The sequence below is a fragment of the Pseudomonas sp. Root562 genome (assembly GCF_001427125.1).
Taxonomy (GTDB): Bacteria; Pseudomonadota; Gammaproteobacteria; order Pseudomonadales; family Pseudomonadaceae; genus Aquipseudomonas.
Map to the genome: position 1 here is coordinate 315846 of NZ_LMGK01000022.1, position 12694 is coordinate 328539.

Consider the following 12694-nt stretch of genomic DNA (forward strand, 5'->3'; position numbering starts at 1 on the left):
AAAGTTCTCGAAATCACCGCCGTATCGCTTCCATTCTCGGGGGCGCAAAAAGGGCGATTGTACTGATTCCAAATGAGAACGCACTCACAAAATTAGCAAAAGGCCATCAAGGCGATGAAACGCTTGTTTGATCCGAAGTCAGCGCTCTGAATCGGTGGATTCGAACGCTGGATTCGCCCCCGCCCCCCCCCTGCTATTCCTACAGATTCTGCGGTGACACCTGCCCGTCCCAGCCGCCGCCCAGTGCAGCAATCAACTGCACGCTGGCGATCAAGCGGCTCTGCAACAAATCCAGGTTACTGCGCTCATTATTCAACGCCGCCGCTTGCACCACGACCACATCGAGATAAGCGATCACACCGGCCTTGTACTGATTCTGGGTCAAGCGCAACGACTCGCGCGCGGCATCCAGCGCCTGTTGCCGCACGACGGCCTCATCCTGCAATACCTTGAGCTGGACCAGATAGTTTTCCACTTCACGAAAGCCATCGAGCACGGTCTGTCGGTACTTGGCCACGGTTTCGTCGTAGGCGGCTTCACTGCGGTCCACTTCAGCAGAGCGTTGCCCGCCATCGAACAACGTCATGGCCAGTTGCGGCCCCACCGACCAGAAGCGGTTCGGTACGCTGAACAGGTCTTTGGAGGTGCTACTGCTGTAGCCGCCGTTCAGACTCAGGGTCAGGTCCGGGTAGTACGCCGCCTTCGCCACGCCGATGTTGGCATTGGCGGCGATCACCGAGCGCTCGGCCGAAGCAATGTCGGGGCGCCGTTCCAGCAGTTGCGAAGGCAGGCTCAGGGGTACCTCAGGCAGCGCCGGGATGTTGGGGGTTTCTGCCAGGCTGAACTCTGCTGGCGGCAAGCCGACCAGCACAGCAATGGCATTTTCGAACTGGGCACGCTGCCAGATCAGATCGACCATGTCCGCTTCGGTGCCCTTGAGCTGGGTCTGCGCCTGCGCCACCGCATCCTTGCCGGAAACACCGGCACGGTACTGGTTTTCGGTCATTTTAAGAGAACGTTGATAAGCCTCGACCGTGGCTTCCAGCAGACGCTTTTGCTCGTCGATCACCCGCAATTGCAAATAGTTCTGCACCAGCTCCGATTGCTGGCTCAAGCGCATTGCCGCCAGGTCGGCAAAACTCGCCTGGGCATTGGCTGTGTCGGCTTCGAGACCACGGCGCAGTTTGCCCCAGACATCCGCTTCCCAGCTCACCCCGGCCTGAGCGGTGTAGGTGTCGCGAATACCGCTGGAAGAACTGGTCAGGCTGGAACTGCTGCTGCCGGTGCCCTGGCTGGAGCGGTTTTTGCCAAGGGTCAGGTCAACCGTTGGAAAAAACGCGCCCCGGGCGCTGCGCACCAATGCCTGGGCCTGGCGATACTGGGCTTCGGATTGCGCGACAGTCTGGTTGGAGCTGTTGAGTTTCTCGATCAGGCCATTGAGCTGCTGATCGCCATACAACTCCCACCACGCACCGCGAGCCAGGGAATCGCTCGGACTGGCCTGACGCCAGCCTGCCGCTTCCTTGTACTGCGCAGGTTCGGCGGTTTGCGGGCGCTGGTAATCTGGGCCGATAGCGCAGGCGCTGAGCAGGGCCGCGCACAGCGACAGGCTCAACAATCTCGAGCCTCGGGCGGTGATCAGCGGTGTAGCCAGGTTGAACAGCGAACGGTCAGTCATAGCGGAGTTTCCAGAGCAGCATCGGTACGCACCCCACGCCAGTGGTTGAAGCGATGGCGCAGTTTGTCGAGATAGAGGTAAACCACCGGGGTGGTGTAAAGGGTCAGCACCTGGCTAAAGATCAGCCCGCCGATAATGGTCAGGCCCAGCGGCTGACGCATTTCCGCGCCTTCGGCACGCCCCAGCAGCAACGGCAATGCACCGAGGATCGCGGCCAGCGTCGTCATCAGAATCGGCCGCAAACGTTGCAGGCAGGCGTTGCGAATCGACTCCAGCGGCGCCATGCCCTGATGCCGTTCCAGTTGCAGCGCCAGATCGATCATCAGAATCGCGTTCTTTTTCACCACGCCGATCAGCAGGAACAGGCCCAGCAAGGAAATCAGGCTGAACTCGCCACCCAGCGCGTAGATCGACAGCAATGCGCCGACACCCGCCGACGGCAACGTGGAGAGAATCGTCAACGGGTGGATATAGCTTTCATACAGCACGCCAAGGACCAGATACACCGCCACCAGCGCGCCGAGGATCATCCACGGTTGGCTTTTCTGGGTGGCGGCAAAGGCATCGGCGGTACCGGCCATTTTCGCGATCACATCTTCAGGCAAACCCACCGAGGCAATCGCCCGCTCGATGGCGGCGCTGCCCTGCTCCACGGTTACGCCTTCGGCCATGTCGAAGGCGATGCTTTCCGAGGCGAACTGGCCTTCATGGCTGACCCGATCGTCTTCCAGGCTGTTTTCATAGCGAGCGATGGTCGACAGCGGGATCCGTGCGCCATCGGCGGTAATCACCTGCACCTGATTGAGGGTTATAGGATCCTGGGCGTATTTCGGGTTGACCTCCATCACGACCCGATATTGGTTCAGGCTGTCGTAGATGGTGGAAATCTGCCGCTGGCTGTAGGCGTTATTGAGCACCGCCGTGACCATGTCCATGTCCACACCCAGGCGCTTGGCCTGGTCACGATCGACAATCAACGTCACTTGCTGCGCACCCCGGCCTTCGCGGGCGTCAATCGCGGTCAGCTGCGGCAGCGCTTTAAGCGCGGTGACGACTTTCGGATACCACTCGCGCAGCGAGCCCAGATCGCCACTTTGCAGGATGTAGGAATACTGCGACGAGGATTGCTCGCGGCCACCACCGAATTGCAGGTCCTGGTCGGCCATCAGCATCAGTTGTGCGCCGGGCACCTTGGGCATTTCCTTGCGCAGGCGTTCGATGACCTTTTGTGCGGAAATCCCGCGTTCCTTGATGGGCTTGAGGCGCACCAGCATGAAGGCGTTATTGGTGCCGTTCGAGCCCCCGATGAAGCCCGCCACGCTTTCGACCGCCTCGTCCTTCAACACCTCGCGGCGGAAAGTTTCCATTTTCGGCTGCATCACCGAGAACGAAAGGCCATCGTCGCCGCGCACGAAACCGATCAGCTGGCCGGTATCCTGCTGCGGCATAAATGTTTTTGGAACAACCACATACAACGCTATGTTCACGCCAATTGTCACAAACAGGCTAAGCAACGTCAGGCGCCGATGACGCAGCACCCAGTCCAGGCTGGTCGCGTATTTGCCGACCATCCACTCGTTCGCCCGCTGGCTCCAGCGTTGCAGACGGTTTTCCTGGCCCTGCGTGTGCGGCTTCAACCAACGCGCGCAGAGCATGGGCGTCAAGGTCAGGGAAACGATCAGCGACACCACGATGGACGCCGCCAGCGTAATGGAAAACTCGCGGAACAGGCTTTCGACAATCCCGCCCATGAACAGGATCGACAGGAACACCGCCACCAGCGATACGTTCATCGACAGCAAGGTGAAGCCGACTTCCTGCGCGCCCAGGTACGCCGCTTTCATGGGGCGAATGCCAGCGTCGATGTGCCGGGAAATGTTCTCCAGCACTACGATGGCATCGTCAACCACCAGGCCGGTGGCCAGAATCAGTGCCATCAACGACAGGTTGTTCAGGGAAAACCCGTACAGGTACATCACGGCAAACGTACCGACCAGCGACACCGGCACCGCTAGCGTCGGAATCAGCGAAGCGCGGAAATTGCCGAGAAACAGGAACACCACCAGAATCACCAGAGCCACGGCGATCAGCAGGGTCATTTCCGCTTCGTGCAGGGTGGCCTTGATCACCGGTGAACGGTCCATGGCCAGGTTCAGTTTGACACTGGCCGGCAGCACCGCCTGCAACGCCGGCAACTGGGCCTTGATCTCGTTGACCGTCTCGATGATGTTGGCGCCAGCCTGGCGGTTGATCACCAGCAGCACCGCCGCGTCATTGTTGAAGAAACCGCTGTTGTAGCGGTCCTCGACGCCGTCGCTGACCTTGGCCACATCCTTCAGGCGCAAGGCTGCACCGTCCGCGTAGTGGATGATCAGCGATTCGTAATCCTTGGCCTTCTCCAATTGGTCGTTGGCCTGCACCTGCCAGAGGCGCTGGGCATCTTCCACCGAGCCCTTGGGCCGGCGTACGTTGGCATCGGCGATGGTTTTACGTACATCGTCCAGCGCGACGCCGTACTGGTTGAGCGCCTGGGGTTCGAGTTCGATACGCACGGCCGGCAGGGAACTGCCGCCGATCTGCACTTCACCCACGCCCTGTACCTGGGACAGGCTCTGGGACAGGATGGTGGAAGCCAGGTCGTACAACTGGCCCTTTTCCAGTACATCAGAGGTCAGCGACAGCACCATGATCGGCGCCTGGGACGGGTTGACCTTCTTGTACGTCGGCATACTGCGCATGCCGCTGGGCAACAGATTGCGCGAAGCATTGATCGCCGCTTGCACTTCCCGCGCCGCGCCATTGATGTCGCGATCGAGATCGAATTGCAGGATCACCCGGGTCGAGCCCTGACTGGAGCGACTGCTCATGGTGTTGACCCCGGCGATGGCGCCGAAGGAACGTTCCAGCGGCGTGGCCACGGTCGACGCCATGACCTCCGGGCTCGCGCCAGGCAAACTGGCCTGAACCACGATCACCGGAAAGTCCATTTGTGGCAACGGCGACACTGGCAGAAGGCCGAAACTCACACCGCCCAGCAGCATGATCGCCAGGCTCAACAACATGGTCGCCACCGGGCGCTTGATGAAAGGACCGGAGAGGTTCATGGCTGCTCTACCGCGTCCACAGGCTCAGGCTTGCGCCCCCAGCGCCGGCCAAGACGGTCGAAATACAGGTAGATCACCGGCGTGGTGAACAGCGTCAGAACCTGGCTCAGCAACAAACCACCCACCATCACCAGACCCAACGGCTGGCGCAATTCCGCGCCGGAACCGGTGGCCAGCATCAACGGCACTGCACCGAATAACGCCGCCAGTGTGGTCATCAGGATCGGCCGGAATCGCAGCAGCGCCGCTTGATAAATTGCAGTCTGCGGGTCCATGCCCTGATTGCGTTCGGCGTCGAGGGCGAAGTCGATCATCATGATCGCGTTCTTCTTGACGATACCGATCAGCAAAATGATGCCAATGATCGCGATCATCCCCAGGTCATTGCCGCTCAGGATCAACGCCAGCAGGGCGCCGACCGCCGCCGAGGGCAAGGTCGAGAGAATGGTGATCGGGTGGATGTAGCTCTCGTAGAGTACGCCCAGCACGATGTACATGGTCACCACCGCCGCCAGGATCAGCAGCAAAGTACTCGACAGCGAAGCCTGGAACGCCTCGGCAGCGCCCTGGAACTGGGTCTGCACACCGATCGGCATGCCGATGTCCTTTTGCACCTGCTCGATGATCTCCACCGCATGCCCCAACGCCACGCCGGGCGCGAGGTTGAACGACATCATCACCGCCGGGAACTGACCAATGTGGGTAATCGCCAGTTGCGCCTGACGCTCTTCGATGCGCGCCAGACTGGACAAGCGCACCTGCCCGCCATCGGTGGTCTTGACGTGGATCTGGTCCAGCGCCTGCGGGCCGATTTTCTCGCCGGATTGCGATTGCAGCACCACCCGATACTGGCTGGCCTGGGTGTAGATCGTGGAAATCTGCCGCTGACCGAAGGCGTCATACAGCGCATCGGTGATGTTCGACACCGACACGCCGAGCCGCGACGCCGCATCACGGTCGATCACCAGATAGACCTGCAAGCCCTTGTCCTGCAAATCGCTGGCGACATCAGTCAGTTCAGGCTGTTGTGCCAACGCCTCCACCAGACGCCCACTCCACAGACTGAGCAGTTCGGAGTCCGGCGAGGACATGCTGAACTGGTACTGCGTGCGGCTGACCCGGTCCTCGATGGTCAGGTCCTGTACCGGCTGCATGAACAGGCGGATGCCCACCAGTTTGTCCAGTTCCGGTTGCAGGCGCGCAATCACTTCAGTGGCGCTCAGGTCGCGGTCACTGTGGGATTTGAGGTTGATCAGCAAGCGGCCACTGTTGAGTGTCGAGTTGTCGCCATCCACCCCGATGTAGGACGACAGGCTCTCGACCGCCGGATCCGCGAGGATGACCTTGGCCAGCGCTTGCTGACGCTCACTCATCGCCGCGAAGGAAATCGACTGCGGCGCCTCGGAAATGCCCTGGATCACTCCGGTGTCCTGCACCGGGAAAAAGCCCTTGGGCACCACCATGTACAGAAACACAGTCAGCGCCAAGGTACCGATGGCCACCATCAGCGTCAGCGGTTGGTGCTTGAGCACCCACTGCAACTTGCGCCCGTACGCCGCGATCATCCAGTCGATGAACGCGCCGCTGGTCCGGTAGAAACGACCCTGTTCCTGTTCCTTGGGCTCGCGCTTGAGCAGGCGCGCGCACATCATCGGCGTCAGGGTCAGGGACACCACAAGCGAAATCAGGATGGCGACCGCCAGGGTAATGGCGAATTCGCGGAACAGGCGCCCTACCACATCGGCCATGAACAGCAGCGGAATCAGTACGGCGATCAGCGACAGGGTCAGGGAAATCAGGGTGAAGCCGATCTGTTTGGCGCCCTTGAGCGCGGCGTTCAGCGGGCTGTCGCCTTCTTCGATAAACCGGGAAATGTTCTCCAGCATGACGATCGCATCGTCCACCACAAAACCGGTGGCGATGGTCAGGGCCATCAGGGTCAGGTTATTGACCGAGAACCCCGCCAGGTACATCACGCCGAAGGTGCCGATCAGCGACAGCGGTACGGCCACCGACGGAATGATCGTCGCACTGGCCCGGCGCAGGAACAGGAACGTGACCATGACCACCAACGCAATGGCGATCAGCAGTTCGTGTTGCACGTCCTTGACCGAGGCACGGATGGTCTGGGTGCGGTCGGTGAGCACCACCACATCGAGACCAGCCGGCAGGTTGTCGGTGATGCTCGGCAGCAAGGCCTTGATCCGGTCGACCACTTCGATGACATTGGCTCCGGGCTGGCGCTGGATGTTCAACAACACCGCCTGGTTTTCGTTGGCCCACGCGGCCAGACGCTCGTTTTCGGCACCGTCGACGATTTCCGCCACGTCCTTGAGGCGCAGGGGCGCACCGTTGGCGTAAGCGAGGATCAGGTTGGCGTAGTCCTTGGGCGAGGTCAGTTGATCGTTTGCATCAAGCATCGACACCCGGGTCGGGCCGTCGAAGTTGCCCTTGGGCTGGTTGACGTTGGAGGCACCGATCAACGTGCGCACGTCGGACAGGTTCAGGCCGTTGGCGGCGAGCGCCTCGGGGTTGACCTTGATTCGCACGGCCTGACGCTGGCCACCGGCAATGCTGACCATGCCGACGCCACTGATCTGGGCAATCTTTTGCGCCATGCGGGTGTCGACCAGGTCATTGAGCTTTGGCAACAGCATGGTCTTGGACGTGATGGCCAGGGTCAGCACCGGCGTATCGGCCGGGTTGACCTTGTTGTACACCGGCGGCGCCGGCAGGTCCGAGGGCAGCAGATTGGTGGCGGCGTTGATGGCCGCTTGCACCTGCTGCTCGGCCACGTCCATGTTGATGTCGAGGCTGAACCGCAAGGTCAGGACCGACGCACCACCAGAACTGGTGGAGGCCATTTGCGTCAGACCGGGCATTTGCCCGAACTGGCGTTCAAGGGGCGCAGTCACGGCGCTGGTCATGACATCCGGGCTGGCGCCGGGATAGAGCGTCATGACCCGAATGGTCGGGTAGTCGACCTGGGGCAAGGCCGACACGGGCAGCAACCGATAGGCGATCACACCGGCCAGAATAATGGCCAGCATGCTCAGGGTCGTCGCTACCGGACGAAGGATGAACAGCCGCGAGAGATTCATGCGCCGCCCTTTTTCGCCTTGTCGGCAGGTGCCGGTTCAGTCGTGGTAGCCGCGGATTTGCCCTGTAGATGGCCGGCTGGGCTGGTCGGCACTTGCTGCGGATCGTTGACCACTTCCACATCGCTGCCGTCCTTCAAGCGATCAGTGCCTTCCAGCACCACACGATCACCGGCGGCCAGGCCTTCGGTGACCACGGTGTTCTCACCGTCGCTGGCACCGATCTTCAGTTGACGAATCTTGACCTTCTTGTCGCCGTCCAGGGCATAGACGAACGTGCCGTTGGTGCCGAACTGAATCGCCGCCGAAGGTGCGAGCACCACGCCTTTGAGGGTGTCGGCCAGCAGGCGCACATTGACGAACTGGTTGGGAAACAGCGCCTGGTCACGGTTGTCGTAACGCGCCTTGAATTTCAGGGTGCCGGTGGTGACATCGATCTGGTTGTCCAGGCTCTGCAACACGCCGGTGGCCTGCAATTTGGTGTCGCCGCGATCCCAGGCTTCGGCGGGCAGTTTTGCACCGCTGCGATAACGGGCCAGTACGGTCTCGAGGCTGTTTTCCGGCAAGGTGAAGGCCACGCTGATCGGTTGCGTCTGGGTGATGATCGCCAGCGCCGTGGTGTCATTGGCCGCTACCAGGTTACCGACATCGAGCTGACGCAAACCGACGCGCCCGGCGATTGGCGCCCGGATCCGGGTGAATTCGAGATTGAGCTTGGCGTCGTTGACTGCCGCCTGATTGGTCTTGACCGTGCCCTGGTACTGGCCGACCAGTGCTTCGGCGGTGTCCAGGGTCTGCTTGGCGATGCTGTCTTCGCGATAAAGGCCGCGATAGCGCTCGACGTCGACCTGGGCGTTCTTCAGTTGCGCCTGATTCTGCAGCAAGGTGCCTTCGGCCTGGAGCAGCGCGTTCTGGTAAGGACGCGGATCAATCTCGGCCAGCAGATCGCCGGCCTTGACCATCTGCCCTTCCTCGAAATGGATCTTGACCAGCTCACCGCCCACGCGGCTGCGCACATTGATCGTGTTCAGCGCGGTGACCGTGCCCAGCGCCTTGTAATACAGCGGGAAGTCACCGGTGACCGCCGGCGCCACACGCACCGGAACGGGCCCGGACGCCCCGCCGAACCCCGGACGCATACCGCCCGAACGGCCTGTGTGTCCGGCCACGGCTTTCTGCCCCGCCCCCTCTTTGGGCGCAGTACTGCCGGGCCAGAATTTCCAGCACAGGCCAGCGATGACCAGCAGGACAAGCAGGCCGAACAGCCAGCGACGAGGACTACGGGAAGCAGAGGATTGCATTGAATGATCAACCATTGGGCGCGTGGGCTTGTTTTACATGAGGCTGAACGATAAGCACTGGCGGGTCTTAAGCAAAGCGCCTTTACCGGCAATTTACCTTCGGCTTACGTAACAGGAAATGTATCCAAGACACTGAAACACAAATGAAAACGGCCTGGACAGAGGGGTAATGCTATTCAGTTATGGACGAACACTGCACCTGTGGCGAGGGAGCTTGCTCCCGCTGGGGCGCGAAGCGGCCCCAAAAAATGGGACTGCTACGCAGTCCAGCGGGACGGTGCGGCGCTCCGGCAAGCTCCCCCTCCACAGGTTACTGATTACTCGCTCTATCTCTTAACTGAACAGCATTGTGGAGATTAGGAGGCATTAAACTTTGTAAAGGTAAGCTTATTTCAGGGCAGCGAGCGCTGCTTCGTAGTTCGGCTCTTCAGCGATTTCCTTGACCAGTTCGCTGTGCAGCACGTTGTCATTCTCGTCCAGAACCACCACGGCACGAGCGGTCAGGCCTTTCAGTGGGCCGTCAGCGATGGCCACGCCGTAGTTTTCGATGAACTCGGCACCGCGCAGGGTCGACAGGTTCTGGACGTTTTCCAGGCCTTCGGCACCGCAGAAACGCGCCTGGGCGAATGGCAGGTCGGCGGAGATGCACAACACCACGGTGTTGGCGACATCGTTGGCCTGGGCGTTGAACTTGCGCACAGATGTGGCGCAGGTCGGGGTGTCGACGCTTGGGAAGATGTTCAGCACTTTGCGCTTGCCGGCAAAGTCTTTCAGGGTGACGTCGGACAGATTGCCGGCAACCAGAGAAAAGGCTGGCGCCTTGGAACCGGCTTGAGGCAGTTGGCCGTTGACTTGAACGGGGTTGCCTTTAAGAGTGACTTGAGCCATGAACGGAGTCCTTCTGAACGTTGTGGTAGAGAATTTTGAAGAGGTCGAAGTTAACCACGAAATGGCCCGGTGACCTACCCCGGATACAAATCGTGAGGTATTGCTTTGCCAGTCACCACCAAACCCTGTGGGAGCCGGGCTTGCCCGCGATGACGGCCGTACATTCAACAACGCTGTGACCGGCCGATTGCTATCGCTGGCAAGCCAGCTCCCACAGAGAATCGCGGTGTTACATAAATAATCGCTACGCATCGCAATGCCGCGCCTAAGGTTCTTTCAGTTTTTTTGGACGCGCTGTCGATTTGCGTCCTCACCATTCGACCATTAGCGAATCGTTCAAATCATGCGGAGAAACCACCATGCGCTTCATGATCATCATCAAGGCCAGCCAGGATTCCGAAGCCGGCATCATGCCCAGCACCGAACTGCTGACCGCCATGGGCAATTACAACGAAGAACTGGCCAAGGCCGGAATCCTCCTCGCTGGCGAAGGCCTGCATCCGAGCAGCAAAGGCGCCCGCGTGCGCTTCGCGGGTGATAAACGCACGGTCATCGACGGCCCCTTTGCCGAAACCAAGGAACTGATCGCCGGTTTCTGGCTATGGCAGGTGAAATCAAAAGAAGAGGCAGTCGAATGGGTCAAGCGCTGCCCCAACCCAATGCCCGGCACCGAATCGGAAATCGAGATTCGCCAGGTATTTGAAATGGAGGATTTCGGTGCAGAGCTGACGCCGGAATTGCGGGAGCAGGAAGAGCGGGCGTTTGGCAAGGGCAAGCAGTCCTGAGCCATTTTCAAGTGGGTTGCCTTGATGCGCTGGCATGGTCACGTCCCGAGTGGACGTGATCTCCGACGGGCTCTACCTCTGTTAAACCGCTTACTTTTGCTCAGCGTCAGTGAGCGTGATGTTTTGCATCAAAATGCCAGTTTCCGGGAGGCTACAGCGCCTTGCGGCATTGCCTACAACTACGCCAGAATCCGCCGGCTTGTGCGTCCCAGAGGCCATCGGTAACTTGATTTGCGTCGCTGATTGTCAGTGACCGGGTTTAGTAGCCCGACTACCTTCCTGATACGGTTGTACAAGCTTCATTCAGTCAGGCATTGGCCTGTACTTAATGGTAGCTGTGCGCATGGCGCCCTTGGGCGCGCCGGATTTGGGTCGGTATCCGGTCTACTAACTTGCGCATAGCTGCCACCTCTTCGTTTAGTAGCGAGATAGTTGCAGCCCTAACTATTAGGACTACGACCCATGACCAAATCGAGCTCAACTCCACCGGACACCGATCCAGACACCTCCAGCCAATCTCCCCACCAACCCAGCAACATCTTCCTCATCGCCCCCAATATCGACAATCAAACCCTGCTGGCATACGCCTGCGAATCGCTGGCCTCGGCGAATGTCATGGCCAGTGATTTCGCCAGGTATCTGCAAGGCTCGCAGAGCAACACGCTGCTGGGGATTCAGCAATCGATCATGCTCGGGGAGCTGGCAGTCAACCGGGTGCTGGACAACCTCGACCCGCCCTGATTCACACTGAACTGCAACGTCCGTGAAACCCGCCGTTTGTTTCATTACAGACTGCGGGTTTTTCGTTCCAGCAACCACGCCTGTGTCCAACCTGCTGATTCGTATTAACTTTTCAGTACATACAAAAAATCAAAAACTTATACAAGAAACCAAGGAATTAACACTTTCGACTGGCTAACCCGGATTTAGCTGCTACGTTCAAGAGACGTGTCCTACAGGCTTGATAAGAAAGGGATTACGCAGTAACGGCCATCAAGTGCCGAGTCATCCAAGTGAGCCACCAGGGAGCCGGGGGAATCATGTCAAACACATTGGGGAAGCACGCCTTTCTTTTGGCGTTTTCGTTCGTGCCTTTTATTTACGCGCACGCGGATGACGCCGAGACCGCCAACAAAAGCAACAACCCCCTGAACATCGCACCGGGGATGAGTCTGCAGGACTATTACACCCCGAAGTTTTACGACTCCAATATCCACACCAACGATCTGTTGGTGCGTGGCACGCTGCCGATTGCGCCCAACGACTTCATCGGTGTCCCGCAGTTGATACGTGCCACTGCGCCTATCAGCACTCGCCCCGACCCCAGCAGCGGCTACAGCACCGGTGAGGGCGACCTCAACCTGTTCGATATCTTTCTGCTCAAGACCGAGGGTGTGCAATTGGGTGTTGGCCCGATGATCACCGCGCCCACCGCCGATCAGGACGAGCTCGGCACCGGCAAATGGCAAGGTGGTCTGGCCGCCGTCGCCATCGATTCCTCGCCCCGGGGCCTTTTGGGTGCGCTGGTGCAATACCAGAGCTCTTTCGCAGGTGACAGCGACCGGCCCCACGTCGAAAGCGCAACCTTGCAGCCTTTCATCATTCACAACCTGGAAAAAGGCTGGTACCTGCGTTCAACCGGTACCTGGACCTTCGACCTGAAAAACGACACCCACTACATCCCACTCGGTTTGGGTGGCGGCAAAGTCTGGAAGTCCGGTTCCAATATCCTCAACGCGTTCATCGAGCCGCAGTGGACCGTCGATCACAAAGGTGATGGCCTGCCGAAATTCACGCTGTACGCCGGCCTCAATGTCACGTTCGGCAAATAGGGATTTTT

Annotated in this window: 8 protein-coding genes; 3 read left to right on the forward strand and 5 right to left on the reverse strand. The window is 59.7% G+C overall.

From position 1 onward, the window contains the following. Nucleotides 1-199: 199 nt before the first annotated feature. The 5 genes from ASD60_RS19100 to tpx form a co-directional block, all read right to left on the reverse strand. On the reverse strand, nt 200-1678 hold the full coding sequence (locus tag ASD60_RS19100; RefSeq protein WP_056855495.1) for an efflux transporter outer membrane subunit: 1479 nt from the start codon (nt 1676-1678) through the stop codon (nt 200-202). Further along, the gene (locus tag ASD60_RS19105; protein ID WP_056855496.1) at nt 1675-4782 is read right to left on the reverse strand and encodes an efflux RND transporter permease subunit; all 3108 of its coding nucleotides are present in this window, start codon (nt 4780-4782) and stop codon (nt 1675-1677) included. Before ASD60_RS19105 ends, ASD60_RS19100 begins: the two co-directional genes overlap by 4 nt. Next, a complete protein-coding gene (locus ASD60_RS19110; protein ID WP_056855497.1) occupies nt 4779-7883 on the reverse strand; it encodes an MdtB/MuxB family multidrug efflux RND transporter permease subunit in 3105 nt (1034 codons plus the stop codon). The genes ASD60_RS19105 and ASD60_RS19110 overlap by 4 nt, the downstream gene beginning before the upstream one ends. Further along, on the reverse strand, nt 7880-9196 hold the full coding sequence (locus tag ASD60_RS19115; protein WP_056855498.1) for an MdtA/MuxA family multidrug efflux RND transporter periplasmic adaptor subunit: 1317 nt from the start codon (nt 9194-9196) through the stop codon (nt 7880-7882). The genes ASD60_RS19110 and ASD60_RS19115 overlap by 4 nt, the downstream gene beginning before the upstream one ends. A gap of 372 nt (nt 9197-9568) precedes the next feature. Continuing rightward, nucleotides 9569-10069 (reverse strand): thiol peroxidase, encoded by a 501-nt coding sequence (tpx, locus tag ASD60_RS19120; RefSeq protein ID WP_056855499.1) that lies wholly within the window; start codon nt 10067-10069, stop codon nt 9569-9571. Between the two features lie 359 nt (nt 10070-10428). Here tpx and ASD60_RS19125 point away from each other — a divergent pair, with 359 nt between their 5' ends. The 3 genes from ASD60_RS19125 (at nt 10429) to ASD60_RS19135 (ending at nt 12686) form a co-directional block, all read left to right on the forward strand. Then, nucleotides 10429-10854, forward strand: coding sequence for a YciI family protein (locus ASD60_RS19125; protein WP_056855500.1), 426 nt, complete (start codon nt 10429-10431; stop codon nt 10852-10854). A gap of 462 nt (nt 10855-11316) precedes the next feature. Continuing rightward, nucleotides 11317-11595 (forward strand): DUF6124 family protein, encoded by a 279-nt coding sequence (locus ASD60_RS19130; RefSeq protein WP_056855501.1) that lies wholly within the window; start codon nt 11317-11319, stop codon nt 11593-11595. 299 nt (nt 11596-11894) lie between these two features. After that, a complete protein-coding gene (locus tag ASD60_RS19135; RefSeq protein ID WP_056855502.1) occupies nt 11895-12686 on the forward strand; it encodes a hypothetical protein in 792 nt (263 codons plus the stop codon). Nucleotides 12687-12694: the final 8 nt, after the last annotated feature.

Excerpts from the sequence above, each read along its gene's own strand:
- ASD60_RS19110 (WP_056855497.1), bottom strand. The coding sequence starts at position 7,883 with ATGAATCTCTCGCGGCTGTTCATCCTTCGTCCGGTAGCGACGACCCTG.
- tpx (WP_056855499.1), bottom strand. The coding sequence starts at position 10,069 with ATGGCTCAAGTCACTCTTAAAGGCAACCCCGTTCAAGTCAACGGCCAA.
- ASD60_RS19135 (WP_056855502.1), top strand. The coding sequence starts at position 11,895 with ATGTCAAACACATTGGGGAAGCACGCCTTTCTTTTGGCGTTTTCGTTC.
- ASD60_RS19125 (WP_056855500.1), top strand. The coding sequence starts at position 10,429 with ATGCGCTTCATGATCATCATCAAGGCCAGCCAGGATTCCGAAGCCGGC.
- ASD60_RS19115 (WP_056855498.1), bottom strand. The coding sequence starts at position 9,196 with ATGGTTGATCATTCAATGCAATCCTCTGCTTCCCGTAGTCCTCGTCGC.
- ASD60_RS19105 (WP_056855496.1), bottom strand. The coding sequence starts at position 4,782 with ATGAACCTCTCCGGTCCTTTCATCAAGCGCCCGGTGGCGACCATGTTG.
- ASD60_RS19130 (WP_056855501.1), top strand. The coding sequence starts at position 11,317 with ATGACCAAATCGAGCTCAACTCCACCGGACACCGATCCAGACACCTCC.
- ASD60_RS19100 (WP_056855495.1), bottom strand. The coding sequence starts at position 1,678 with ATGACTGACCGTTCGCTGTTCAACCTGGCTACACCGCTGATCACCGCC.